Consider the following 25,529-nt stretch of genomic DNA (forward strand, 5'->3'; position numbering starts at 1 on the left):
AAAGGAATAATAATCGGAATGATCATTGGAAGAACAGCTTCTATCGGTATTCCCAAAAAGAAAGGGGTAATAGCAATATTCCATAATGCCATGGTTGCTGTCATTGTTACTGTCCCAAGGGCAAGCCCTGTTATCGCACCTTTTCTGGTTTTGTTTCTTTTGTAAACATTCCCGGCAACAATCACAAAGGAGCCGGTTGCAAAGAGATGCATTAAAATTCCAATAATACCGCTAGACGAACTTACTGTTACACCTTGCAATACACTAACCACGGCAGTTAATATCAATCCCCCTAATGGGCCAAACATAAATGTTCCAATAAGAAGGGGAATGTCTGCTGGATCGTACTCCAGGAATGGGGCCGCCGGGAATATTGGAAAACGGATTAAAGAAACCAATAGTATCGACATTGCCGCCAATACCGCCATCTGAGTCAGTTGTTTTGTCTTGATTTTCATAAAAAATCCTCCTTCAATTGTCTGTTCAGTAAATTAAAAGCCCTTGAAAATTTCTTTTCAAGGGCTTTGCGTGCAAAATTTGTACGCCATTTCTTTCATCCGGACTATACCGTCGGTTCTGGATTCCAACCAGATCGGCCTTTCGGCTCGTGGACTTATTGCTTTCGCACATCACCACCGGTGAGGACTTACACCTCGCCCTGAAACAGACTATTTATTTATAAATTTATTATATACCCGGTTGAATTTCTTTGTCAATGATAATTTTTAGCCAACTCTAACTAAACATCTTTTTCTTAAATAAAACAAAGGCAGCAACCCCAGTACACGCAACAGAAATCAGAATGATCGTCCAAAAATTGGGAACTGGCAAACCTTCTACGTTCATCCCATAAAAACTGGCAATCATTGTCGGTATGGCCATAAGAATGGTCAATGACGTTAGTATCTTCATCACAATATTTAAGTTATTTGAAATAATTGATGCAAATGCGTCCATCGTTCCGCTAAGAATATTGGCATAAATATTTGACATCTCAATGGCCTGCTGCACTTCAATGAGCACGTCTTCCAACAATTCCTTATCTTCTTCATAGAGCTTAATAATACGCCCTCGTTGCAGTTTTTCTAACACACCCTGGTTCGCTTTTAGGGATGTTGAAAAGAATACCAAACTTTTTTCTAAATCAAGCAACTGAATGAGTTCTTTGTTTTTCAGGGAAATATGAAGTTGTCGCTCAATGTCGGTACTCATGCGATTGATATGTCTCAGATAGATTAAAAATCTGCTGGCAACCCGATAAAGAATCTGAAAGATAAAACGGGTTCTTAGATTTGTGTGGACATTTTTAACCCGACCTTTTGCAAAATCATCAATAAGGGTGTTTTCTCTCAAACATACCGTAATAATATTCTCTTCGGTTTGGATAATTCCAACTGGAATCGTCGTATAAAGAACCATCTTCGTATCCTTTTCAATAACCGGAACATCAATGGTAATAAGGGCCTGATTATTATCCTCTAGCTCTACTCGGGAAATTTCTTCTTCATCCAGTGCCGCTCTGAGAAAATCAGATTCTACTTCTAGTTCTCTGGTAATAAAATGTAATTCTTCCTCAGTTGGATTAACCATGTTGATCCAACTGTTCTTTTCAATGGACTCAACTTCTTGAATCTTGCCTTCAATGGTTTTATAGATTTTGATCATTGCTTTCCTCCTTTATTAAGAGCAGCCCATGATCCCTAAGATATTCCGGGCGCTCAGTTTTTGGTCATTTTGTTCAATACGCTTCTCTCCAGGGTCTGCGTCCATCTTATCTCACTCCTTTTTTTTTAATTCACACCAAAGAAAGACCATTTGCTACTTTGCTTCTGGCTCTTTGGCGTCTAAATAAATAAAAAAATCTCCACTTTAACAGAGGAGATTTTTGCATAGCAAAAATAATGATTCCTCTATTCGTTGAGTTTTGGCACTATACAGCATAGGGCATCGCCCAACTGCATTAAGTAAAACCTTAAGTCGATAGTACCTGTTGACCCATTGGCATCTTTCGATGTTTCCGGGCAGCAGCCATATCTGTATAGGAGCCTCACCTAACAAAAGAAACATATTGTTCTTTTATCTATTTATACCCATAACTATATCTTTTTGTCTCATTGTTGTCAATCATTTTTAAGTTAACATGCCGTAAATTACGACCTTGTTAGCGATGACCCCTAACGGTTATCCCAACAAACACAAAGCAGCTTTATATCTGACATATTTTAATAAGGATCCGTCTGAGACAGATCCTTATTCTCTTTGTTGCCAATCTGATTAATTAAGAAGCATTATGTTTTTTTCGATAAATGACAACCCCAATAATGCCGAGTACAACAACAATGGCACCAATAATTCCAGCAACCATCCATGAATCAGCCGGATTTGATTCTACTATATTTACCCGTACTGTTGCAACAGCACTTTTAAAATAATTGTTACCTTTATATTTGACAATAACTTCCTGTTCACCTACTTCGTTTTTATAACTTAACTCAATGTCATCTCGGTTAAATTTAACTTCATTATTATTTTCATCCACAACTGCAATGGCAAGGTCTTGATACACTGCGTCGTTCATTTTTTTTGTATCACGATCATATTCAACACTTGGTGGATTTGCCGCAATAACCAATGCGCTATCTTTTTTTTCTGCAATAATAACCGTTTCCGTTGCCTTGCTTGTGTTATATTTGTCGGTTCCTTTATATTTTACCGTCACCGGTTGATCGCCCGCAACGCGATTGTAACTCAGCTCAATATCCGTTGTTGTAAAATTAACGGCATTATTTTTGCTGTCAACCACCTGAATTCCAAGCACTTGATAAACCGCAGCATCCAATTTGCCAGCGTCACTGGTATAGTCCACTGTAATCGGCGGTTTTGCCAGATTGATGGTTGTATTTTCTTTAGCTGGTGCCGGAGGATCGACCTGGCCAGTGATTTCTATATCGACAGTCGCCATACTTGGCGAATACTGATCATTTCCTTTGTATTTTACGGTAACATCCTGTTTCCCGGGGGCTCGGTTATAACTCATCTCAATATCAGCTGCGGTAAAATTTATTTTGTTACTTCCCGCATCAACAACCACAATACTCAATGCCTGATAAACAGCCAAATCAAGTTTTGCTGAATCACTGGTATAGGCTACTGCTGGCGGCTTCGCAGCAATGGATACTCTGGTATCCTGCTTTCCGATAATCTGAACTGAAGCATTAACCTGACTCGGATTGTATTGGGAATTCCCCTTATAAGCGACAACAACATTTTGCGTTCCCACCGCATGATTAAAGGTCAGGGTAATATCACTCGGTGAAAATTCAATCTTGTTGGAATCACCATCGACCACTTGAATCACCAGATCGTCATATACCGCTTTATCTAATGTCGCAGCATCAGCGGAATAACCTACCGCTGGCGGATTGACTTTCAATACCAGTCGGGTATCTTTCTTAGGAACCTCATTGATAATAATGTTTCCAGTTGCCATACTGGTCTCATATTTTTCGTCGCCGATATAGGTAACGTTTATCTTTTGCGTGCCAACCTGTCGATTGTAGTCGAGAACAATATCGTCCTTAGTGAAATCAATTTTATTATCGTCGCTATCCACCACTACGATGTTCATGGCATTATAGACCGCCTTATCCAGTTCGTCTGCTGATGTGTTGAATGTCACCGAGGCTGGTGAACTGGCGATCGATACCGTCGTTGCCAGTTGATTATCTGCTTCTGCCCAAATTCCCATCGGTAGCAGCATTAAAATCAATGCTGCAATCAATCCTGTTTGCCACATCCGTCCAGTTAATTTTTCATTATTCATTTTCTTTCCCTTTCCATCTGATCCATTTTTGCTATAACCACTAGCATCCTATGATCTATTAATCCAAACCGTTGTAAACGTTTTTCTTAACTTGTCTCTACATCGTCTCCCTCCCCTTTATGATACTAAAAAAGATCTATCTTTATTGACAGATCTTTTATTTCAAACTAGTCCATTTTGGTCAAACGATTTTTCCCAAAGAAGATGGCTCCCGCAATCAATAACAACAGCAACAAAGCAATGCCCATGTAAGGGATCGGCAACGCCTCTTCCTTCTCAGCGGCTCCGCTGCCGCCATCGCTGTACTCATTTCCGCCATACACAGCCACCTTATCTTCTTTTTTTATAATTTCAAATTTATTCGCTCCATCAGCTAATTTAAGGTGATAATTCGGATTATCCAAACTCCCTAAAAAAACATCATAGGTCCCTACCGCTTCTCCTGCTTCACGTTCTAAAGATCCGAACATCACGTCATCAGCATATAATCCTTTATTAAAACCATCTCCTGAATCCTCCTGCCAGACAGTGTAAGTTAATGCCGGGTCTGCTTCGCCCTGAATTTTCGAAACATAGCCAGGGATAACCGTTATTGCGGCCGGGGTAATGCTATATTTTTCCTTGGAAATGATGGTTTGGTTGTTGATTATATAATTTTCTGTCTTGGTCCCATCGATGCCATACAAATAGAAGCCACCTGACGCCCATACATAATATTTTCCCACATCTTTTTGCCGAGTATTAATTTCTCCATAATAAGGATAAAAATCTGCCGCTCCAAAAACACCTAATTCTTCGCCCTTAATCAGATCTGTTTTATTGACAGATAGTTGATACTCATTGAGGTTTGGGGTTCCATCATAAACCTTATTCTGACCGGCAAGGAGAACCTCTACCGGCTTGGGCAAAATACTGGCCACTAATGATACGTTGATGCTCACCAATGGTTTGGTCTCTGTTATTTCGTCGACAATGAGATAGTTATTTCCCTTGTCGCCTGAAATCGTGACCTCTTTCAGAACGACTAAATTTGAATTTGTCGGTTTCACATCCTTAAATAAAAAACTGGCCGATGCATAGTCAAATGCAACCTTATCGATATCCGCAGCGATAACACCCCGGTTTCCCAATCCCTTTAAGGCAATCTCAGGAACTATGATGTTACCATCATAAATTTTAGTAATTGGCTTTTCTGTAATGAATTCTGATGTTTTGAGTTCAATCGGCGTTATTTTAATTTCTTTTTTATCTTCAATCTTCGCATAGGCTTCGTCACCCCGATAGACTGCAAACACCTGATAGGTTCCCACCTCCGAAGGCGGATTGGTTGACAAGGGATAGATTTCTCCATTTGCCTGAATCCCTTTATAAGTGATCTCGATCAGTTCCGAATCAAGATCTGGTCCCTCGGCAACGGGATTTACTGTGGCCAAAACCTGCGGTCCTCCATTGTAGACGATATCAGATGAGAAGAGAATAACCGGACGTAGCGATCCCTGTTCAGTTTGATTTTCTGCCAGGACGCTTATATAAAAGCAGGTCGCATTCAAAACGATCGTCAAGACTAAGCATAAAAACAGCCTGATACTGTTGGTCTTTTTCATTGATTACTTCCTTTTTATACAAATTATCACAATACCCTGACGTTCTGTTCAATTATACCGATTTATAGCTCTGTATACAATGAAACCAGACCATTGTTCGTTTATAATTTACTTTGTGATTATTTCTTTACAATCATTACATAAAAATGACATCTAAAAACCCACCTGATTCAGGTGGGTTTTTAGGGTGACGATTTTTATATAATCTCTAATTCATCAACCTCACTGCTTTTTGGTTTTTTCAAAATTCCGAGCATCAACATGCTGGCGACTGAACCGGCCGCCAGGGCGATCACGTAACCAAATGGATTGCCTACCAGCGGGAATACGAAAATGCCACCGTGCGGAGCCAGTAATGTACAACCAAAAAACATCGATAATCCACCAGCCAGGGCTGAACCAACAATACAGGAAGGAATAACCCGTAGCGGGTCTTCTGAGGCAAAGGGAATTGCTCCCTCAGTAATAAAAGAAAGCCCCATTACATAATTGGCAATCCCGGCTTCCCGTTCTTTTTTAGTGAAGCGACTTTTAAAGATGGTGGTTGCCAGGGCAATACCCAGAGGCGGCACCATCCCGCCGACCATCACCCCATCACCCCATCACCGCCGCCATAATATCAAACTGACCAGTGGCCAGTGACGCCAGACCAAATGTATAGGCTGCCTTATTGACCGGCCCGCCCATATCCACTGCCATCATACCACCCAGAACAATACCAAGAATGACCTTACTGGATGTCCCCATGCTGTTCAAACCGGCACTTAAAGCCGCATTGAGTGCTGCAACCGGGGGATTAATGACAATGACCATTAAGGCGCCAATCAGCAAGATACCAAAGAAGGGGTAAATCAATATCGGTTTAATACCCTCCAGGCTGGCCGGCAATTTTGCAAAGACTTTTTTCAGACCCACTACCAGATAGCCCGCGGCAAAACCAGCAAACAATGCCCCAAGAAAACCTGCGCCGCCGGTGTTAGCCAGCATACCACCAACAAAACCAACGGCTAAAGCCGGTCGATCCCCAATGCTCATGGCAATATAACCCGCCAAGACCGGTAACATAAATGCAAAGGCCGTATCGCCCACCTGTTTCAAAAAGGCCGCAATGGGGGTATTACTTCCAAAATTTGCCGGGTCAATGCTGTAGTCGTCAAACAAAAATGCCAGAGCGATCAGAATCCCACCACCGATAACAAAGGGCAACATGTGAGAGATGCCGTTCATTAAGTCTTTATAAACCTTACGACCAACACTTTCATTTTTCCCAGAACCAGCGGGTTCTTCGCTTGTCTGGGCACCCCCAGAATACACTGCTGCCTTTCCCGCCAGAGCTTCTTCTATTAGTTCTTTGGGTTTGTGAATTCCCTGGGCTACATTTGTTTGAATAACTTGTTTCCCATTAAAACGGCCCATTTCCACATTAGTGTCAGCGGCAATAATAATGCAGTCGGCTGCTTTAATTTCTTCAGCTGTCAATAAATTTTTGACCCCGCCAGAACCATTGGTTTCCACCTTAATGGTAACCCCCATTTGTTTGGCCTTGCTTTCCAGACTTTCTGCTGCCATGTACGTATGGGCGATCCCCGTCGGACAAGCGGTGACTGCCAGAAGTTGATACTTTCTGTCTGTTTCCTGCGTTTCTGGCGTCTTCTCAACCCCGAATTTTTCCTGTTCCTTTTGATCAATGAGCTTTAAAAACGTTTGCTTATCACTTGAGGCGATGAGCTTCTTACGAAATTCTTCATCCATCAAAATAGTGGACAACCGACTTAACACTTCCAGATGGAGATTATTTGCTGCTTCCGGCGCCGCAATCAAAAAGAAAAGATAGGCCGGCTCTCCGTCTAAAGCCTCAAAGTCAGTTCCTTCTTTAATAACCATAGCTGCCAGCCCAGCGTCTTTGACCACCGCGGATTTCCCATGAGGAATGGCAACCCCTTCTCCAATTCCAGTCGTTCCTTCTGCTTCCCGGACCATTACCGCTTTTTTAAAAACCGCTTTATCTGCAATCTTTCCGCTTTTAGCCATCAACCCCACTAATTGTTCAATCGTTTCTTCCTTGGATGCTGGTTTTCCAGCGAGATCAATGCCCTTTTCATTTAATAAATCAATAATCCGCATTTTTTATTCCTCCTTATCATTTGTTTTCTTCGATCTTGTTCAACAACTTCAGAACCTCTTCTCTGGTTGCCAATGTTTCTGAAAAGGCAGATGCACTTCCCGTTGCAACCCCCATCACAAAAGCCTCACGTAGATCCTGATTTTTAAGATAGCCAGCAATAAATCCCGCGACCATCGAATCTCCTGCTCCAACTGAATTTTTAACCACGCCTTCCGGTGGTTTCATTTCATGAATACTTTCATCTTCAGCAACGAGAAGCGCGCCTTCTCCAGCCATCGATACCAACACATTTTTGGCGCCCATTTCCTGCAATCGTTTGCCATAAGTAATGATGTCATCCCGACTCGTCAAGGTGACACCGAACATGTCCCCCAACTCATGGTTATTCGGCTTTATCAGAAAAGGCTGATACTTAACAACCCTTAACAATAGCTCGCCGGTAGCATCCACGACAATTTTTACGCCGCGATTTTCCAGCAACCTCATAATATTTTCATAGGTATCCTCAGGTAATGCCGCCGGAATACTTCCAGCTAAAACCAGCATATCTCCGGTTTCAATAAATTCGAGCTTTTTAAATAGCTGACTCAGTTCTTTTTTGCCAATACCAGGCCCTTGTCCATTGATTTCACTTTCTTTACCAGCTTTTATTTTAACGTTAATTCGCGAATTGCCCGATTTTAATTTAACAAAATCGGTGTAACAACCAAAGTCTTTGATACGCCGTTCGATTTCCTTTCCCGTAAAGCCGCCCACAAAACCCAGGGCAATATTTCGGATATCCAGATTTTTAAGAACCATGGATACGTTGATCCCTTTGCCCCCCGGGTAAATATGCTCCCATTCACTGCGATTAACTTCACCTTCTCGAAAAGATGAAAGCCCGACCACATAATCCAAAGACGGATTAAAGGTTACGGTAAAAATCATGTCTCATCCACCTCCCAAATTTTGGTATACTTTTTATAATGACCATTTTCCAGCTTTGTAGTAATGATCTCGCCTTGATCCAAGGCCCCAAAACTCACCGGTGCAGTCAAATTGAATTTAGTGGGATCCGCCAGAACGTAGGCCGTCTTACAACGACTGAAAGCTTCCCGCTTAACCTGTGCTTCAGTCGGGTCCGGAGTACTAAAGCCCGCTTTCACATCAATCCCATTGGTACCAAAAAAGCCTTTTGAAAAATTATACTTGCGCAGACAACTTAATGCCTCACTTCCCACTACTGCATCAGTGATGGGTTTGATTTCACCGCCGATAATAATTGTCCGACAGCCCCTTTTACTCAGTTTTGATGCAATAACCATACCATTAGTCACATAAACAGCACTCGTTTCATTGATGGAATCAACCATGGCCTCGGTTGTCGTTCCGGCATCAATGTAGACAAAATCATCTTTCTCAATCAATCCCGCACTGAATTGTCCAATCACCTGCTTCTCGGTCCGATGATGATCCTCTCTGAGCACAACGTCGAACTCAGTGGCCGCAAAACGTCCGTTAATGGCTGCCGCCCCACCATGAACCTTTCGCAGTTTTTTATTTTTGTCCAGCGTTGTGAGATCCCTACGAATGGTTGATTCAGAAATATCAAGGGATTCAGACAATTCCAATACCGTCACCACTCTTTTTTCTTCAACCATTTGAAGTATTTTTGCCAACCGTTCTTCAACAATCATTTCCTCACCTCTTTTCAGTATAATACCACCATTCCCAGTCATCGTCAACCATTTTATTTCACATTTAGTCATTTATAATCAAAAACGCGCAATTGCACCTCTTTTTTACTTGATTTAATTGTTTACTGATTTATTACCCACTTTTTCTTTGCAAATCAAAAGGAGATAGAATTTTTTCTTCTATCTCCTAAATGTTTCCATATTCACTTATTTATTCGGCCAGCGGTAAAATGATCGCAGCTTTAAAAAGATCGCCATCAATTTCCAGTTTCAGTTCACCCTGCTGGATTGTCATTAAGTCCTTGGCAATGGCCAGCCCTAAACCACTGCCTTCACTGTTTCTGGTTTCATCACCGCGCTTAAATCGTTCCATCAGTTCTTCTGGTGAAATATTTAAGGGTTGGGCTGAGACATTTTTAAAAACAACCGTGCCCGTTTTATTTTCGTCACATTTTGAAAACTCAATGTATACCCGAGATTCTTTTTGAGCATATTTCAAAATATTAAAAAGCAGGTTTTCGATGACCCGCCAGATCAGACGACCATCTGCCGTGACAACAAAAAGATCCTTGGGATATTGGGTAATAAACTCAAGCTGTGACTTTGACAGTTCTTCTTCCATCTCACCCAACCCCTGGGTCATCAGCATTTCCATATCGACGGCCTGAAACTCAACTTCGACATTCCCCGATGAAGCTTTCGCCGCTTCAAATAAATCATCGGTCAGCACTTTCAGGCGGTGAGCCTTATTTTCCAGGATATCTAAATATTTCTGATTTTCCTCTGAATCCAGCTTTCCATTTTTTAACAGATCAATGGATGTGATAATCGATGTCAGCGGGGTTCTAATATCGTGGGATACATTGGTCAGCAACTCGGTTTTTAACCGTTGGCTCTTTACCTCTTCGGATACGGCCAGGGAAATGCCATCGCCAATGGCATTAATCCCTTCGGCCAATTCTCCTAACGCACCCTCAAAGCCAGTCAGTTTGTAGTCAACCTCGCCATTTTTGATTCGTTCCAGTCCATCCAGAATGCCGTCATACTTCTTCGCTTTTTTACCACCCAGATAAAGCAGGTAAATAATGCAGATAAACGAGCAAATGCCAAGAATTGGCACCTGTACGGACAGAGCCAGAACCACCAGCAGAATAGCCCAAAACATAAATCGTTTCACAGTCGGGGATCCTTTCATAACATCATTGTAATAGAGGGTTATTTTCTTGAATTGGTTTTTTATAAATTTCCATATTTGTTTAGTCAGTTTGAGTAATAATAACCGTTGCCAAAAACTGCCATCTTTTAAAATTCGCACCAGCGACAATAAAAAGTTTAGTCCTAAAGCGGCACCTACGGCAAAGAGCATGATCATAACCGCCCTGGGGAAATTTTGATCATAGAAAAATACAATCGCTGCAATGACCAGGGTTTCCACACCCAGCAACAATAAAAAATGAGCATCAATCCAGAATGCGTCGATTGGTAAAAGGTGAATCCCGACCACTTCTTTTTTTTGCCCGGCTGAAATACAAGCTAGCAGCGCACAAATGGCCGCCAGAATAAAAAACAATACAAAAATGCTTATCAGCCAGATAAATTGTAACCGTTCGGCCTGATACCCGACTTCTCGTTGAGCGATATAGGCATCATCAAATCCGATGGTTACAATAAAATCTGGTTGAGCGGCATAGTCTAAGCTTTCATACTGATCCAGATTAGGCAGGCTGGACGAAACCGCCCCCTTATTATAGGTGAAATTTACCCGTCGATTAAGCAGGTCATCCTGGGCGACGTCTTTGGGTTGACTGTTTTTAACACCCTGCCGCTCAATAACATAGGATAATCCCAGGGTTTGTTCCAGTTCTTTTTTTAATCGTTCATACCGATAGAGACTCTCATTAATCAGCTGCTTTTTTTTCGCCTCCAGCTTGTCCGCGTAGGGTTCCCAGAAAACCGGATCATCCAGCATCTGCTGTTCGGTTGAGACACCCATATTTTCCGGATAGTAAATATCCTGTTCTGCTAATAAAGCCCATTTATAATCCTCTAACGCGGTCGTGTCAATCGCGTTTCCGGCACGAATATTTTCTTCACTTTGGTAGAAATTATAAACCCGATCGATCCGATCATAGGCGGTCAGCACCTTATTCCCCAGCTCGTCACTCTCCAGATAATTGTTCGTATTCGCCGTATAATCCCAATTAAACCAGTAGGCTTCAAATAAAGCCGCAAAACTGAGGGTTATAAAGACCACCGCCAAAATTGAACAGGTAATTTTAAATTTCTGATTAGTCCCGATAGTTTTCAATTTTGTAGCCAATGCCCCACACCACCTTTAAATATTTCGGTTCTTTTGGGTTAATTTCAATCTTTTCGCGAATCCGCCGAATATGGACGGCCACGGTGTTGTCCGAATTATAAGCCGGTTCTTCCCAGACGTTCTCATAAATTTGGTCAATGGAAAAAACCTTTCCTTTCTCTGACATCAAAAAAAGCATGATCTTGTACTCTACCGGCGTCAATTTCACCTCTTCGCCATCCACCGTCAAACGCTTATAGTCATCTTCCAGAACCAGGCCACCCGTACAATAGGTACCCACTTTTTCCGGACATCCGCCCAGGGTGTTGTAGCGTCTTAGTTGCGACTTAACCCGGGCGATGACCTCCATGGGATTAAAGGGTTTGCTAATATAATCATCACCACCCATGGTTAAACCCATAATTTTGTCATTATCTTCGGTTTTTGCTGATAGAAAGATGATTGGGATATTTTTTGTCTCTCTTATTTTCATCGTGGCCCGAAGGCCATCCATTTCTGGCATCATCACATCCATAATGATCAATTGGACCTCCTCTTTTTCTACCAGAGCGATGGCTTCTTTTCCTGTATAAGCTTTTAAAATCGTATACCCTTCATTTTTTAAATAAAGTTCCAGGGCTTCAACGATTTCTTTTTCATCATCACATATTAAAATACTCATTATCTTAGCTTCCGCCTTTCTGTTTCATTCTGGTTTAACTTTAACACAAACTTCTGTCAAAACAACGCCGAATTTCCTTAAGAAATTCTTACAATCAAACCCTTTGTTCTCCGACTCCCAATCACAAAAAAAGACAGCATCCATTGGATTGCTGCCCTTAAAATCGTCCTAGATTAAAAATTTAATATCTTCTGGTTTGTTTTTATTTGAGAATTCAAAGCCCTGCTGAATCGTATTTTCGATCATTTCGCCATCCAGATTCATCAGTCTGAATAAATTTCGGATAAAGAAATAAATCATTGCCCGGCTGGTAAACTTGATGTTCTTTTCATAAAAATCGATAAAAAGCTCTTTTCGAGCCCCGTATTCTGAACGGGCAATCACTTCCAGATCGGCCTCAATATAGTTCTTGTTGAGAAAATCCAGACAGGACCGATTGAGGGTATTGGTAATATTGGTTCGTCCGTGGGGATTCACATTTTTAACCAGCACCTCATAATAAAGGGTTTTATTATGTTCATCGTTTAAGATCGCTTCATAATACAGCACCAGGGAATAACAATACTTGGTATAAAGATTAAGATTCTCAGATACCGATGAGACATAATCGTACAATGCCAAAAAGAAAACATTGTAGATATCGGTAATCATATCGTCTTTCTTTTTATAATAATAAGTAATGGTTCCCAGCTTGACATCAGCGTGATCCGCAATGTCCTGGATACCGGTTTTATTATAACCGTTCTCGTAGAATAAAACCTTTGCTGTTGTGATGATATTGCTCTTTGTTTGGATTCCTTTTCTTGACGTTGCCATGGTTTGCCTTTCCTGTATAAATCATTTTATTAGTTACATTTAATTCATACCTTTGATCTTACGAAAAGTTTTGCGGAATGTCAATAGTAAAATAGCCAAAAGTTTCTAATTTACCCTAAATCGATCAATTATTTCAGTAATAAGGTTTCCCGATCCAAAAGATTCACCTCTTTCACCTTCTCCAGGGTTTTTATCGCTTTTTGTTTGACCTCATCTTCAACCCGAATGATAATAATAGCATTGTCGGTTTTTTTCGGCAGGAAGGAGTAGGCATAGATAATATTTATTTTTGCCTGAGTCAGAGCATCCACCAGGGTACTTAATCCGCCGGGATCATCAGAAATCTCAGCCGCTAAAACCGGTGTAACCGTGGTGATAATATCATTTTTTTTAAGCACCTCAATTCCTTTTTCGGTTTCTTGCAAAATCAGTCGCACAATCCCAAAGTCGGTAGCATCAGCAATATTTAGTGACCGAATATTGATCTTATTATCGGCCAGAATTTTGAGGATATGATTGAGTCGGCCTTCATGGTTCTCGATGAAAATGGAAACTTGTCGTATCATTTTTTCTTCTCCTAAATCTTTCTTAAATCGACAACCCGTTGGCTTTTTCCTTCGCTTCGGGGAAGGCTCTTGGGTTCTACCAGCGCTACCTTGGCGCTAATGCCAATGGTTGACAAAATCCGTTCTCTGATCCGTTTTTCCAGATTCTCCAGATTGCTGATTCGATCCGAGAACAAGGCTTCACTGAGCTCTACTTTAATTTCTAAGGTATCCAAGGAGCCGTCTCGTCTGACGACCAATTGATAATGGGGTTCCACTTCACCAATTTCTAATAACACGCTTTCAATCTGGGTCGGAAAGACATTGACGCCACGGATAATTAGCATATCATCGGAGCGTCCCTGGAGTCGACTGATGCGCAAGTGGGTTCGTCCACAGGCACAGGGCTCCGGTTTGATGGTGGTAATATCCCGGGTGCGGTAACGCAGAATCGGAATCCCCTCTTTGGTAATGGTGGTGATCACCAGTTCGCCCTGTTCACCATAAGGCAGCACCGCTAATGTTACAGGATCAATAATTTCCGGAATAAAGTGATCTTCCCAGACATGAAGACCATCCTGAGCTTCGCATTCAATGGCAACCCCCGGCCCCATAATTTCCGATAAACCATAAATATCAAAGGCTCTAATTTTTAGTTTTTTCTCAATTTCTTTGCGGATGTTTTCTGACCAGGGTTCGGCTCCAAAAATACCAGCCCGAATCTTCAGGCTGGCCGGATCAATTCCCGACTCCGCCAACACCTCTGCTAAATAAATAGCATAAGATGGGGTGCATGTCAATATGGTTGAGCCAAAATCTTGCATAATCATAATCTGTTTTGCCGTATTTCCGCCAGAGATCGGAATAATTGATGCACCCAGTCGTTCCGCTCCATAATGCACCCCCAAACCACCGGTAAATAACCCATAACCATAGGCATTCTGAATCACTGAATGAGGACCGGCACCGGCTGCGACCAGGCAGCGAGCCATCAGTTCCGACCACATCGATATATCATTTCTGGTATATCCCACTACCGTCGGTTTACCGGTGGTGCCGGACGAGGCATGGATGCGAACAATCTGTTCCAGTGGTACGGTAAAAAGGCCATAGGGGTAATTATCCCGTAAATCAACCTTGGTTGTAAAGGGAAGTTTTTGAAGATCATCCAGTGATTTTATATCTTCTGGCATTAACCCGTTTTCCTGAAATTTGTTACGGTAAAAGGGAACATCATGATAGATCCGATTGACCATTTTCTTTAATCGTTCCAATTGCAGTTCCTGTAAATTTTCTCTTGGCATGCATTCGTAGCTCTTATTCCAGTACATCTTTTCCTCCAAAATTTTCTTTTTAATTTTCTTTCTAATTCTATTGCCATGCAAATAAAAAGACCCGTCCTTATTGAAAAGGACGAGTCTGACTCGCGGTACCACCTAATTTGATTAGTTACTAATCCACCTTTGTAGAACAGGACTTCTAACCATCCCGTTCTTACTCTTGCTAACGGCGAGCAACACCGGATCTGCCTAATAAGTCTGCAAATAGATTATTCACACCCATTCAGCCAATCAACTCCTGAGGGAACTTCACTCCCGTCATTGCCATTGGCTTCCAGCCTTACCAACTCTCTGAAGACGCCAACGGAAATTACTTTCCTCATTCACAGTTTTTAATCATTTGAATTATTATATTACTAACCGCAAAATAATGTCAAGATTTTTTTAGACCAGCCGACTCAACGGTCTTATTTAAAACCCCAGGAACTAGCCGAAACGTATGGATATTGCTAAAAACATATGATAGGATTAGAGTGGCTAAATTTTTCAGCAGGTAAATCTTGATGATTGACCAGGAGGTTACTATGGACACGATTCTTATCTCACTTCACTCAATTTCTAAATATTTCGGAAAAAAATTAATCCTAAACAATATTAATCTGACGATCACAAAAAAATCCGCCCTCGCTTTAATGGGCCCCAATGGCAGTGGTAAAAGCACCCTGCTCAAACTAATCGGTGGTCTATCAATAATTTCTTCCGGCTCCCGTGACTCTGCGCCACAACTTAAAATAGCTTACATCCCGGAGAATTTTCCCAAAATTGATTTAACTCCCGAAGAATTTATTAATTCAACGGGTTTGATCGGCGGTTTAGCACCTAAACAAGTCACCACCCGCATGACAGAGTTATTTCAGGCCTTTCAGATGGAAGACATGGGCGCTGTTCCGATCAAACATCTTTCCAAAGGCACAATCCAGAAGGTCGCCGTTATCCAGGCTTTGCTTACACCCCCCGACGTCTTACTGCTGGATGAACCATTATCCGGTCAGGATATCCAATCGCAAAAATTATTTATCCGCATGGTTCAAAAGCTGCATCAACAAGGTGTGGCAACGATCATGTCCTGTCATGAGCGTTTTCTCGTTAAACAACTGGCTCACTCCGCCTACGAACTATTAGATCATCAGTTAATACCAATGGATTTATCCGGCTTAAAGGAAATAAAATATGATCTGATGATTTTTGAAGCACTGGCCAAATCAGCGATTGATCCAGCGCTACAGACTTTAATTGAGCAGGCAGAATGGGATCATAACCGTCTAAAACTGATTGTTTCAAGGGATCAGAGTGACGTTGTTTTAAAGGAGCTGTTAAAACAAAAGTTTAAACTGCGAACCATGGAAGGGATAAGCCAATGAAGAATTTGTTAGTTTATCACTTTAAAACCTATCTCAAATCCTATAAATTACTGCTCCCCTTTTTAATCTACCTGATCTATTTATTTACCGCTTACGGGATCATGCCCTTTTCCATTGTTTCCAGTTTTTCCGAATCGGCCGGTGTTCTTTTCTTTATCATGGCCTATGTCGGTTTCAGCTACGCTGAACTTGAAAATCCGATTACCGAACAGCTAGTTTTGCTAAGGATCAATAACGACACTCTTTATTACCTGAGCCGACTGACCATGCTGCTGATTATTGGCGTTGTTATGAGTATCATTGGCATCTTGTATCCGCTGGTTTTAAATGTTATCAACAACAATCACTTATTTACCCGCAATTTACAGTTTGAAGATGTAGCGATCGGACTTTCCCTTCATTGTTTAATGGCCTTTTTAGGGGCCATGACCGGTTCATTTTTTCATCCCCGAATTATCCGAAACCGAAAAATGGCCGTGCTGCTGTTGTTCTTTGTTGCTGTCATGGGGATATCAAAGGGCGCCCTGGCCGATTATTTTCCCCAAACCCCCCCGCTTGATCGCCTGGGTTTTCCCGCCTGTTTTTGATATCCTCGCCGCATTTACCGGCCTGGAGTTTTTCAGCCTCCCGGCCATGGCATTACCCGTTGCCCTAACCATCATTTATGGGTTCGTTTTAATAATTGGTCAAATCGAACTTTTAAAACGCGCTAAATTCTAGACCCCTGGTATCTCAAAACGCGCTGTTGCTAAACAAATTCTGAAAAAGCCCATCAAAAGATTTCACTTCTGATGGGCTTTCGTGTTATTGATTTAATTCTTGGATTTTATTCTTAAACAACACCCAGACCAACATCGCCATAGGTTGCCATTTCGCGATTCATGTATAAGGCAGATTCGACAATATTAAAGGCGATCGCAGCACCACTGCCTTCTCCCAGACGCATACCCATGTTCAGAAATGGTTTAGCACCGATAAATTCCGACGCAAAAGCGGCCCCTTTTTCAGCCGAAGCATGGGAACAGATTAAATAGCCTTTTACCTTGGGATCAATCCCGATGGCAATGGCGGCCGCAGCGGTGGAAATAAAACCATCAATTAAAACCGGAATATGATTGGCGGCTCCGGCCAGCATCGCACCGGCCATAGCACCGATCTCAAATCCGCCGACCTTTGCCAGGACATCGATGGCATCGGTTTTGTCGGGTTGATTAAGAGCAATGGCATCCCGAATCACCTGGGCTTTGATAACCTGCTTATCTTCCGACAGATTCGCTCCGGCACCAGTTAGTTCCCCCGGATCAACACCACTAAGGACTGCGATAATAGCGGCACTAGCCGTCGTATTAGAGATCCCCACTTCACCGGTGCCGAGAATATTATACCCGTTATCGATGGCGCGTTGGGCCACATCGATTCCTACTTCCAGGGACTTTACGGCTTCTTCCCGGGACATCGCCGGACCTTTTTTCATATTTGATGTGCATTTTCTGATTTTTTTATCCAAAATTTTTGATTTTGGTTCCAAATCCGATTTCATCCCAACATCACAGACAAAAACATCGGCGCCAGCTTGTTTGCTTAAAGCGGCAACGCCGCTTTTGCCAGCAACGATCATCTGCGCCATCAGGTCGGTTACTTCCTGGGGTGCCGCAGCAACGCCTTCTTCAAAGACGCCATGGTCGGCAGCAAAAACCAGCATCGCTTTTTTGCTGACATCCGGATACATTTCGCCGGTAATGCCGGCTAACTGCACGGCGATCTCTTCCAGTGTTCCCAGACTGCCCACCGGCTTAAGTAGAAAATCCACTCGATCCTTGGCGGTTTTGATCATTTCTTCATTAAGCGGCTTAATTTTTCCCACTGTTTCATTTAATAAACTCATTTCTTACTCCTGTCAACTCAACTGTTTTTTCTCATTATAACATATCTGCGAACTTTGAAAATTCAATTTTTTAAGTTTTACAGCGGAAGTCGCACTTCAAACCACACACCATTATCGCGGTTATCCACAGCCACCTTGCCGCCATGGCAGATTATAATGCCTTTGACGATTGCCAGACCTAAACCAGTGCCTTTTTTATCCGATTGGGCCTTATAAAAGTATTCCCAGATCTGATTAATCTCATCTTGCGGAATTGACTTACCCACATTATAAACAGAAACAATCCACTCTTTTTCCTGGCTTTCACAGCCAACCTGAATTATTCCGTCAGTTGGACTGACATGTTTGATGGCATTGTTTAAAAGATTATAAAAAACCTGTTCCATCCGCTTGCGGTCCATGATCACTTTTTTTTCTGGATCACAATGATTATTAAAAACGATATTGTTTCCCGGATAGGTATTTACAAACCGCTCAACCACCGAAGCGATGACCTCAACCCCAGAAACGCTTTCTTTTTTAAGCTGATAGGCACCCGATTCGATTTGGGCCAGATCTAAAAGATCGCTCGCGATTCCGCTGATTTTATCAGCTTCCCGCTGGATCGTCACAAAGTATTCCAATTCTTCATCCCGATTCTCAAGAATGCCATCCTCTAATGCTTCAGCATAGCTTTTTATCACCGCCAATGGGGTTTGGATTTCATGAGACACCTGAGCGGTAAAACGCTGCCGCATCTTTTCAAATGCACGTTCTTTACTCAGTTCTTCCTGAAGTTTTAAAATAGCCCCTTCCAATTCATCCGAAATATGATTCAAGGTTTCTCCTAGCTGACCGATCTCATCCTTTCTAGTTCCCTGATATTTTTTTGTAAAATTGAGATTTCCCATTTCTCCGGAAATTTGATTTAATGAAATAATGGGCTTTGAAATACCCCGAGAAAAAAAATAGGCAAAAACAAGCGAACACGTAAAAACAATCATTAAGAATACCAGCAGAAAATTTTCCACAATCTCAATGACCTCGTGAACTGAGTAAAGCGGAATACGTCCGATAATCAGGGCGCCATCAGCAGCTAAAACCTTATGGGTCAGCCACTCAACCTGGTGATCATCATTTCCCAGCACAATAATAAAACTTTCATCTTCCTGATGCTCTTTCACCTGATTCTCCAGACTATTCTGTTGACCAGCACCAGAGCCCTTACCATTTTCCGATCCGCTACCGGAACCACTACCTGATCCACTGCCCGATCCGCTGCCCGATCCGCTACCGGTACCACTGCCCGAATCACTACTCGATCCCGACGCATTACCGGCACCACTGCCGGCGCCAGCACCCGTTTCTTTTCCCTCACCACTGTGTTCACCACCTGCTGCCAAACGTTTTTTTTCAACACTTGTCAGTCCCAAACGATCCATTTGATTAATCTCATCACGTCGTTGACTCGCTGTCACTATTTCAGCGGTTCTAGTTTCTATCGAAACATCTTCAAAAGAGCTATCTTCAGCGCCCGTTTGCTGCCCAATAATTTCAACAACAATCCCTTCCTCTTCAGCGACATCAATAAATAATTGAAGTTCGGGGGTTAATCCATTCTGATTATACATTGTTACAGCCTGATTCGTTTTATCAATTAAGGCCGCGGTTCTTTTCTCAGTATAGTATACCTCAAAATAGGAACCCAGGACATAATACGTTAATAAACAAAGTACCAGAAAGAAAGCCCCAAGATAGAGCATTAATCTCGAAAAAATCGAACTTCTCATTCTTTAAACTTGTACCCCAGCCCTCTGACGGTTTGGATGCACTCTCCTTTATCTCCCATTTTTTTACGTAATCGTTTGATGGTTGTATCAACAACACGTATATCACCATCATAATCATATCCCCAAATCCGATCAAGAATCTGCTCTCTGGATAACACCAATTTCTGATGATTGACAAAATAGCTTAAAACCTCGTATTCTTTTTGTGTGAGGTTAATAATTTCATTATGAATTGTTATTTGTCGTTCGTCTGAATTTAATCTCATTCCACAAACATCAAGCTTATTTTCAGTTGTAGCAACCCCGCTTCTTTTTAGCAAGGCTTTGATTCGGACCATCAATTCTCGGGGACTGAAGGGTTTTGTTACATAATCATCTGCGCCAACTTCAAATCCCTGAATCTTATCTTCTTCTTCTCTTCGAGCCGTGAGCATGATGACTGGCACATTGTCCGTTTCCCTTATTTCTTCCAGCACTTCAAACCCATCCATTTTCGGCATGGTTACGTCGAGAATAATACAATCCGGTTGTTTTTCTGTCCAAAGGTCCAATGCTTCCTCTCCGTCCGCCGCCCCGAAACCTTCATAGCCCTCTTTTTTTAAATATTTTAAAACGATTTCTCGCAGTTTTTCTTCATCCTCAGCCACTAATATGCGAATGCCTTTCATTATATATACCTCCACTACCTTTATCAGCTTATCATTTTTTGATGGCAATTTTGTGTCAAAACATATCTTTTATTGATTTTATAAACGACAACTTATAATTTTATATTTTAACACACCATCCTCATTTTTTTCTAACCTTTAAACAATTGTCTTTGTTATATCCTTATACATCTTTTGTTTATATCATCTTTACGGTTATAAAAATTAATTTTTTAACATCTGACACCTAAATGACATACAGCTATCCTATAATACAAACATCGAAAGAAAAAAAACGGAGGAATTTACAATGAAAGCAAAATTAGTTTTAGTATCATCATTGGCGTTAATGTTAGCAACAGCAGGTACAACCTTTGCCGCTTCAGGTTACGGGCAGGGCAGTGGCGTTGGTCAGAGTAGCGGCGGAGAGCGACAATATGCAAACAGTCAGGAATCAGTTGATGCTGACGGTGATGGCATCTGCGACCTCACTGGGGATCCTGTCGGCACTGGCGGATTAGGCTATGAATCCGGTACCAATGCACTTGTTGATGAAGACGGTGTTTGTGACATTGGTGACGGCACCCCTATTCAAGATGGATCTGGTCTGCAACGTGGTAATCAAAGTTTTTGATTGAACCTCATATTTTAATAATTATTAATATGACCTTTTTGACACATGAATGACATAAAGCAATTGTATAATGAAGGTAGTAAAAGAATCACAAAAATAAAAAAACGGAGGAATTTACAATGAAAGCAAAATTAATTTTAGTCACATCGTTAGCATTAATGTTAGCAACAGCAGGTACCACCTTTGCCGCGAACGGCAATGGCCGGGGTGCTGGTGATGGATCCGGTCTTGGTCAAGGTAACGGCGGCGAAAGACTGTATGAGAATTGTCAGGGAACCGGTGATGCTGACGGCGATGGTCTCTGTGATTTAACCGGAAATCCTGTTGGCACTGGCGGCGCTGGCACTGGCGCATTTGTTGACGCAGACGGCGATGGTGTTTGTGATGTCGGCGGCGGTACCCATCCTCAAGATGGATCTGGAATGCGACATGGCGGAAGAACCCGTTAATCATTCACCCTTACTTTTAAAAGCCGCAATGATCGTAAACGATCATTGCGGCTTTTTTATTTATATAACTCTACTTCAGGACGATTTTTAATAAAAAAAGAAACGTCTCGGTTTGAGACGTTTCCAGAAATTAGGACTTAAGACATCGGTACAACAGCGCCCTGGTAATTGCTTTCGATAAAGCTGATCACTTTTTCGCTTTGCAGCGCTTTCATCAGTGCCAATGTTTTTTCACTTGTTTCATCTCCAGTTCGTACTGCCACAATGTTGGCATAGGTCTGTGCCGCTAAGGAATCTTTTTCTTCTTTCGCGATGGCATCGGTTCCGGCATTCAGTCCTGCTTCAATGGCATAGTTTCCGTTAATAACAGCCAAATCAACATCCGGAAGTGAGCGTGCCAGTTGAGCCGCCTCCAGTTCTTTAAAAACAAGATTTTTGGGATTTTCAATAATGTCTTTTGGTGTTGCTTCCAAACCAACATTCGGATCAACCTTGATTAAGCCAATTGTTTCAAGTAATAAAAGTGCTCTGGCTTCGTTTGTTGTATCATTTGGGATGGCAATCGTTGATCCATCAACAATGGCATCCAAAGTTTTTAATTTACCTGGATATAAGCCCAATGGTTCATAATGAACCGCACCGGCACTCACCAACTTGGTATTATTTTTCACATTAAAGTCTTCCAGGTAGGGGAGATGCTGGAAAAAGTTGGCATCTAACTCTTTATTTTCCAAGGTTAAATTCGGTTGAACATAATCGGTAAATTCTTTAACTTCAAGGGTGTATCCCTCTTCTTTTAATACTTCACCAGCAACCGCTAAAATCTCTCCATGAGGTGTTGGACTGGCCCCGACTACAATGGTTTTGTCATCTGTGCCTTTCGCCGCACAGCCTGAAAATAGGGCCAAACCGAGAACACTGACCAATACTACTAAACCTAATTTTTTCATGATCTTCTCCTTTTCTTTTCTTTCATATAATTCCTAGTTGAATAATATGTAATATAACATGGGCGGTGTTTACTGTCAACCCAAATTATCTGCGGATCGTAAAATCCTGATTCTTTATTTTCGGCGATCCTGTTTTTGGGCAATTTTCATACCAACTTCTTGAAAGAGCTGGACGATTAAAACCAGTAATATTACGGTTATCACCATCATACCCGTTTCATAACGATAGTAGCCAAAGCGGATGGCAATATCTCCCAGGCCGCCGCCACCGACAATCCCTGCCATCGCGGAATAACCTAAAATAGTGGTGGTCGCAATGGCTGCGCCAATAATCAACGAGGGCTTCGCCTCAGGAATCATCACCTTGGTCACCACCTGCATGGGACTGGCGCCCATTGACAGTGAGGCTTCAATAATCCCATAATCCACCTCTTTAATAGAAGATTCCACCAACCGGGCAATAAATGGTGCCGCTGCAATCACCAGCGGTACAATGGTTGCCGTTGATCCAATGGTTGTCCCGGTAATCAGCCTTGTCAGAGGAATCACTGCAATTAGCAAAATCAAAAACGGGATCGACCGGGTAATATTGACCACCATGTTGAGTACCTTATTAAGCCACTTCATCGGGACAATCCCATCGGAATCGCTGGTGACCAGCAAAACGCCCATCGGTAACCCAATAACATAGGCCAGAAGTGTTGACGCCAATGTCATATAAAGGGTCTCAAGGGTTCCTTGAACCATCAATGCCGTCATTGAACTATCCCACATGGGTACCCACCTCCTCAACCGTAATTTGATGTGAGCGGAGATAATTAACGGCCCGTGCCGCACTCAGCTCATCCTCAGGCAATTGGATCACCATTTGCCCAAAAGCAAAGCCATCAATATTTTTCATATCGGCATGGAGAATATTCACCAGACATTTTGTTTCGAGGATCATTTTTGCAATCACCGAATCACTGGATGATTTTTCATCAAAGACAATTCGATACGTGTTTTTGCCCATCACCACCGAACCCTGATCACCTTCAGAAAAAATCATTTTTTTGGCAATCTCGGTTTTGGGGTTTTTAAAGATCTCTTCAACCTCACCGTTTTCGGCAATTTTACTTTTATCGATGATTGCCACATGGCTACAAATCTGCTCCACCACACTCATTTCATGGGTGATGATCACAATGGTAATGCCCAATTTTTGATTGATTTCTTTTAACAGCTTGAGTATGGAATTGGTTGTCGATGGATCCAGAGCTGATGTCGCCTCGTCGCATAACAAAATCTTAGGGTTATTAGCCAAGGCTCTGGCAATCGCGATCCGTTGTTTTTGTCCCCCCGACAACTGGGTAGGATAGGCCTTGGCTTTATCGGGTAAGCCAACCAACTCCAACAGTTCAGCGGTTCTTTTTTTGGCCGTTTCTTTATCCACCCCGGCAATTTCAAGGGGAAAAAGAATATTTTTTTCGGCAGTTCGTTGCATCAGCAAATTAAATTGCTGAAAAATCATACCCACCGAATAACGTACCGTTCTCAGTTCTTTTTCGGCTATTTTTGATATATCCTGTCCATCAATAAAAACACTGCCGCTGGTGGGCTTTTCAAGAAGATTGATACAGCGAACCAGGGTGCTTTTACCAGCCCCGCTCATACCGATAATTCCATAGATATCGCCCTGGTCGATGCTTAGATTTATGCCATCTAACGCTTTTACTTCGCCGCTTTTAGGACGAAAGGTTTTCCCCAGATCCTTTATTTCAATGATGGGTTTTTGGGACGTCTTTTTCGTTTCGATGTTCCTTACCCTCCTATAATCAACAAATTTAAATAAATAAAACCATCTTAAAAACAGTGGGTTTAACACACACCCACCGTTTATTATAGTATCGATTTCATTTTCTTGTCAAGCTTAATAGCACCTTCGGCTACTTAAATATCGCGAATTTGTGCGCCAAATGGAAACAATGCCAGTTTGGCAAATTTAAACCATTGTAATCCAAAGGGTATCCCAACCAGGGTAATACAGTAAATAATCCCCAGAATCGCAGATCCCGCGGCTAAACCCCAACCGAAAATCAGGATCCACAAAATATTTAAGATTACCGATCCGGTTCCCATGTTTGAATAATCAACGGTTTTACCAAATGGCCAGAGGACTAACTGCGCCATTTTAAAAGCCTGCAATCCCAACGGGATACCAATAATGGTAATGCAGCAGAGAATGCCGGCTAAAAGCCAAGCGATCGCCATAATCAGGCCCCCCAAAATAATCCAGATAATGTTACCAATGATGCTCATACTTTTCCCTCTTTTCAATGTCACTTTATTTGTTTCTTGTGAAAGTAACTGCTTTTTACGTCAGTTTTTAATGACCCGCTTCTTATTTTAAAGATGGGTCCCGGGCTACCGCCGCCTTTTTAAACTCACGGTTGCCGATATGGCAATAACCTCCGGGGTTCTTTAACAGATAGTCCTGGTGATAAGCTTCTGCAGAGCTGTAGTTTTCAAGCGGCAATACTTCAATGGCCAGGGGCACCCCGTATTGCTGCCTTAACTGATCGACTGATTCTAATATCACCGCTTCATCGGAAGGATCCGAAAAATAAATGCCGGTACGGTATTGAGTGCCTCGATCATTCCCCTGACGATTGACCGCTACCGGGTCGATGACTTCAAAATACAGACTTAACAAAAATGGTAAGCTGATCACTTGATTGTCATAAAGCACCTTAACGACTTCAGCATGCCCGGTATTTCCATGGCACACATCCTCATAGGAGGGATTCGGGGTTTTTCCGTTGGCATAACCCACCTCCGTCTTAACAACCCCTCTGATGGCTTTAAAATACATTTCCGTTCCCCAGAAACAACCTCCAGCCAAAACGATTTCTTTGCTGTTTTCTTTTTTATTGTTTTCCATA

General features: G+C 42.1%; 23 protein-coding genes, 1 pseudogene, 2 riboswitches and 1 other annotated feature (1 of these 27 running past the window's edge). Of the genes and pseudogenes, 4 read left to right on the forward strand and 20 right to left on the reverse strand.

Annotated elements, in window-relative coordinates; all coding sequences use genetic code 11:
* The 12 genes and pseudogenes from DOZ58_RS10535 to DOZ58_RS10590 form a co-directional block, all read right to left on the reverse strand.
* Positions 1–458, reverse strand: the 5' portion of a protein-coding gene (locus DOZ58_RS10535; RefSeq protein WP_111888242.1) for an ECF transporter S component. Its footprint begins 112 nt before the window's first position; only the first 458 of its 570 coding nucleotides appear in the window; the start codon lies at positions 456–458; the stop codon falls past the left edge of the window.
* Between the two features lie 83 nt (positions 459–541).
* Positions 542–670, reverse strand: a riboswitch (FMN riboswitch).
* A 65-nt stretch (positions 671–735) separates the two neighbouring features.
* Positions 736–1,665, reverse strand: a complete 930-nt coding sequence (locus DOZ58_RS10540) for a magnesium transporter CorA family protein (RefSeq protein ID WP_111888243.1) — start codon at positions 1,663–1,665, stop codon at positions 736–738.
* A gap of 237 nt (positions 1,666–1,902) precedes the next feature.
* Positions 1,903–2,066, reverse strand: a riboswitch (M-box (ykoK) riboswitch).
* 212 nt (positions 2,067–2,278) lie between these two features.
* Positions 2,279–3,823, reverse strand: coding sequence for a hypothetical protein (locus DOZ58_RS10545; protein WP_111888244.1), 1,545 nt, complete (start codon positions 3,821–3,823; stop codon positions 2,279–2,281).
* A 167-nt stretch (positions 3,824–3,990) separates the two neighbouring features.
* Positions 3,991–5,427: a YDG domain-containing protein gene (locus DOZ58_RS10550; RefSeq protein WP_111888245.1), complete on the reverse strand. Its 1,437-nt coding sequence runs from the start codon at positions 5,425–5,427 to the stop codon at positions 3,991–3,993.
* Positions 5,428–5,624: 197 nt separating this feature from the next.
* Positions 5,625–7,551: pseudogene (locus DOZ58_RS10555) on the reverse strand (fructose-specific PTS transporter subunit EIIC).
* A gap of 16 nt (positions 7,552–7,567) precedes the next feature.
* On the reverse strand, positions 7,568–8,482 hold the full coding sequence (pfkB, locus tag DOZ58_RS10560; RefSeq protein ID WP_111888246.1) for a 1-phosphofructokinase: 915 nt from the start codon (positions 8,480–8,482) through the stop codon (positions 7,568–7,570).
* Positions 8,479–9,303 (reverse strand): DeoR/GlpR family DNA-binding transcription regulator, encoded by an 825-nt coding sequence (locus DOZ58_RS10565; protein ID WP_371414167.1) that lies wholly within the window; start codon positions 9,301–9,303, stop codon positions 8,479–8,481. The genes pfkB and DOZ58_RS10565 overlap by 4 nt, the downstream gene beginning before the upstream one ends.
* A 139-nt stretch (positions 9,304–9,442) precedes the next feature.
* On the reverse strand, positions 9,443–11,551 hold the full coding sequence (locus DOZ58_RS10570; protein ID WP_111888248.1) for a sensor histidine kinase KdpD: 2,109 nt from the start codon (positions 11,549–11,551) through the stop codon (positions 9,443–9,445).
* Positions 11,520–12,212, reverse strand: coding sequence for a response regulator transcription factor (locus tag DOZ58_RS10575; protein ID WP_111888249.1), 693 nt, complete (start codon positions 12,210–12,212; stop codon positions 11,520–11,522). The genes DOZ58_RS10570 and DOZ58_RS10575 overlap by 32 nt, the downstream gene beginning before the upstream one ends.
* A 168-nt stretch (positions 12,213–12,380) precedes the next feature.
* Positions 12,381–13,028, reverse strand: coding sequence for a TetR/AcrR family transcriptional regulator (locus DOZ58_RS10580; protein ID WP_111888250.1), 648 nt, complete (start codon positions 13,026–13,028; stop codon positions 12,381–12,383).
* 128 nt (positions 13,029–13,156) lie between these two features.
* On the reverse strand, positions 13,157–13,594 hold the full coding sequence (locus DOZ58_RS10585) for an amino acid-binding protein (protein ID WP_111888251.1): 438 nt from the start codon (positions 13,592–13,594) through the stop codon (positions 13,157–13,159).
* A gap of 11 nt (positions 13,595–13,605) precedes the next feature.
* Positions 13,606–14,904, reverse strand: coding sequence for a phenylacetate--CoA ligase family protein (locus DOZ58_RS10590; protein WP_111888252.1), 1,299 nt, complete (start codon positions 14,902–14,904; stop codon positions 13,606–13,608).
* A 75-nt stretch (positions 14,905–14,979) separates the two neighbouring features.
* Positions 14,980–15,249, reverse strand: a binding site (T-box leader).
* A gap of 188 nt (positions 15,250–15,437) precedes the next feature.
* Between DOZ58_RS10590 and DOZ58_RS10595 the strand changes: the two genes are divergently transcribed.
* On the forward strand, positions 15,438–16,274 hold the full coding sequence (locus tag DOZ58_RS10595) for an ATP-binding cassette domain-containing protein (protein WP_162624497.1): 837 nt from the start codon (positions 15,438–15,440) through the stop codon (positions 16,272–16,274).
* Positions 16,271–16,861: a hypothetical protein gene (locus DOZ58_RS10600; RefSeq protein ID WP_111888254.1), complete on the forward strand. Its 591-nt coding sequence runs from the start codon at positions 16,271–16,273 to the stop codon at positions 16,859–16,861. The genes DOZ58_RS10595 and DOZ58_RS10600 overlap by 4 nt, the downstream gene beginning before the upstream one ends.
* A 245-nt stretch (positions 16,862–17,106) precedes the next feature.
* Here the strand turns inward: DOZ58_RS10600 and cobT are convergent, their stop codons facing one another.
* The 3 genes from cobT to DOZ58_RS10615 form a co-directional block, all read right to left on the reverse strand.
* A complete protein-coding gene (gene cobT, locus DOZ58_RS10605) occupies positions 17,107–18,159 on the reverse strand; it encodes a nicotinate-nucleotide--dimethylbenzimidazole phosphoribosyltransferase (RefSeq protein WP_111888255.1) in 1,053 nt (350 codons plus the stop codon).
* A gap of 77 nt (positions 18,160–18,236) precedes the next feature.
* Entirely contained in the window at positions 18,237–19,901 is a 1,665-nt protein-coding gene (locus DOZ58_RS10610; RefSeq protein ID WP_111888256.1) for a HAMP domain-containing sensor histidine kinase, read from the reverse strand.
* A gap of 23 nt (positions 19,902–19,924) precedes the next feature.
* On the reverse strand, positions 19,925–20,596 hold the full coding sequence (locus DOZ58_RS10615) for a response regulator transcription factor (RefSeq protein ID WP_111888257.1): 672 nt from the start codon (positions 20,594–20,596) through the stop codon (positions 19,925–19,927).
* Positions 20,597–20,885: 289 nt separating this feature from the next.
* Between DOZ58_RS10615 and DOZ58_RS10620 the strand changes: the two genes are divergently transcribed.
* Together DOZ58_RS10620 and DOZ58_RS10625 are read left to right on the forward strand one after the other, a co-directional pair.
* A complete protein-coding gene (locus DOZ58_RS10620) occupies positions 20,886–21,209 on the forward strand; it encodes a hypothetical protein (RefSeq protein ID WP_111888258.1) in 324 nt (107 codons plus the stop codon).
* 119 nt (positions 21,210–21,328) lie between these two features.
* Positions 21,329–21,658: a hypothetical protein gene (locus DOZ58_RS10625; protein ID WP_111888259.1), complete on the forward strand. Its 330-nt coding sequence runs from the start codon at positions 21,329–21,331 to the stop codon at positions 21,656–21,658.
* Positions 21,659–21,795: 137 nt separating this feature from the next.
* On the opposite strand, the gene DOZ58_RS10630 is transcribed toward DOZ58_RS10625, so the two are convergent.
* The 5 genes from DOZ58_RS10630 to msrA all read right to left on the reverse strand — a co-directional run bounded on the left by DOZ58_RS10630 (position 21,796) and on the right by msrA (position 25,528).
* Entirely contained in the window at positions 21,796–22,608 is an 813-nt protein-coding gene (locus tag DOZ58_RS10630; RefSeq protein ID WP_111888260.1) for a MetQ/NlpA family ABC transporter substrate-binding protein, read from the reverse strand.
* A 114-nt stretch (positions 22,609–22,722) separates the two neighbouring features.
* Positions 22,723–23,382, reverse strand: a complete 660-nt coding sequence (locus DOZ58_RS10635; protein ID WP_111888261.1) for a methionine ABC transporter permease — start codon at positions 23,380–23,382, stop codon at positions 22,723–22,725.
* Positions 23,372–24,403, reverse strand: a complete 1,032-nt coding sequence (locus DOZ58_RS10640; RefSeq protein WP_111889744.1) for a methionine ABC transporter ATP-binding protein — start codon at positions 24,401–24,403, stop codon at positions 23,372–23,374. The genes DOZ58_RS10635 and DOZ58_RS10640 overlap by 11 nt, the downstream gene beginning before the upstream one ends.
* Before the next feature lie 134 nt (positions 24,404–24,537).
* The gene (locus tag DOZ58_RS10645; RefSeq protein WP_111888262.1) at positions 24,538–24,906 is read right to left on the reverse strand and encodes a YccF domain-containing protein; all 369 of its coding nucleotides are present in this window, start codon (positions 24,904–24,906) and stop codon (positions 24,538–24,540) included.
* A gap of 82 nt (positions 24,907–24,988) precedes the next feature.
* Complete coding sequence (msrA, locus tag DOZ58_RS10650; RefSeq protein ID WP_111888263.1) at positions 24,989–25,528, reverse strand: peptide-methionine (S)-S-oxide reductase MsrA; 540 nt, start codon at positions 25,526–25,528, stop codon at positions 24,989–24,991.
* Position 25,529: the final 1 nt, after the last annotated feature.

This window comes from Acetobacterium sp. KB-1 (assembly GCF_003260995.1).
In the GTDB taxonomy this organism is placed as follows: Bacteria; Bacillota; Clostridia; order Eubacteriales; family Eubacteriaceae; genus Acetobacterium; species Acetobacterium carbinolicum.

Excerpts from the sequence above, each read along its gene's own strand:
- DOZ58_RS10540 (WP_111888243.1), bottom strand. The coding sequence starts at position 1,665 with ATGATCAAAATCTATAAAACCATTGAAGGCAAGATTCAAGAAGTTGAG.
- DOZ58_RS10545 (WP_111888244.1), bottom strand. The coding sequence starts at position 3,823 with ATGAATAATGAAAAATTAACTGGACGGATGTGGCAAACAGGATTGATT.
- DOZ58_RS10550 (WP_111888245.1), bottom strand. The coding sequence starts at position 5,427 with ATGAAAAAGACCAACAGTATCAGGCTGTTTTTATGCTTAGTCTTGACG.
- pfkB (WP_111888246.1), bottom strand. The coding sequence starts at position 8,482 with ATGATTTTTACCGTAACCTTTAATCCGTCTTTGGATTATGTGGTCGGG.
- DOZ58_RS10565 (WP_371414167.1), bottom strand. The coding sequence starts at position 9,303 with ATGACTAAATGTGAAATAAAATGGTTGACGATGACTGGGAATGGTGGT.
- DOZ58_RS10575 (WP_111888249.1), bottom strand. The coding sequence starts at position 12,212 with ATGAGTATTTTAATATGTGATGATGAAAAAGAAATCGTTGAAGCCCTG.
- DOZ58_RS10580 (WP_111888250.1), bottom strand. The coding sequence starts at position 13,028 with ATGGCAACGTCAAGAAAAGGAATCCAAACAAAGAGCAATATCATCACA.
- DOZ58_RS10585 (WP_111888251.1), bottom strand. The coding sequence starts at position 13,594 with ATGATACGACAAGTTTCCATTTTCATCGAGAACCATGAAGGCCGACTC.
- DOZ58_RS10590 (WP_111888252.1), bottom strand. The coding sequence starts at position 14,904 with ATGTACTGGAATAAGAGCTACGAATGCATGCCAAGAGAAAATTTACAG.
- DOZ58_RS10595 (WP_162624497.1), top strand. The coding sequence starts at position 15,438 with ATGGACACGATTCTTATCTCACTTCACTCAATTTCTAAATATTTCGGA.
- DOZ58_RS10600 (WP_111888254.1), top strand. The coding sequence starts at position 16,271 with ATGAAGAATTTGTTAGTTTATCACTTTAAAACCTATCTCAAATCCTAT.
- cobT (WP_111888255.1), bottom strand. The coding sequence starts at position 18,159 with ATGAGTTTATTAAATGAAACAGTGGGAAAAATTAAGCCGCTTAATGAA.
- DOZ58_RS10610 (WP_111888256.1), bottom strand. The coding sequence starts at position 19,901 with ATGCTCTATCTTGGGGCTTTCTTTCTGGTACTTTGTTTATTAACGTAT.
- DOZ58_RS10615 (WP_111888257.1), bottom strand. The coding sequence starts at position 20,596 with ATGAAAGGCATTCGCATATTAGTGGCTGAGGATGAAGAAAAACTGCGA.
- DOZ58_RS10620 (WP_111888258.1), top strand. The coding sequence starts at position 20,886 with ATGAAAGCAAAATTAGTTTTAGTATCATCATTGGCGTTAATGTTAGCA.
- DOZ58_RS10625 (WP_111888259.1), top strand. The coding sequence starts at position 21,329 with ATGAAAGCAAAATTAATTTTAGTCACATCGTTAGCATTAATGTTAGCA.
- DOZ58_RS10630 (WP_111888260.1), bottom strand. The coding sequence starts at position 22,608 with ATGAAAAAATTAGGTTTAGTAGTATTGGTCAGTGTTCTCGGTTTGGCC.
- DOZ58_RS10635 (WP_111888261.1), bottom strand. The coding sequence starts at position 23,382 with ATGTGGGATAGTTCAATGACGGCATTGATGGTTCAAGGAACCCTTGAG.
- DOZ58_RS10645 (WP_111888262.1), bottom strand. The coding sequence starts at position 24,906 with ATGAGCATCATTGGTAACATTATCTGGATTATTTTGGGGGGCCTGATT.
- msrA (WP_111888263.1), bottom strand. The coding sequence starts at position 25,528 with ATGGAAAACAATAAAAAAGAAAACAGCAAAGAAATCGTTTTGGCTGGA.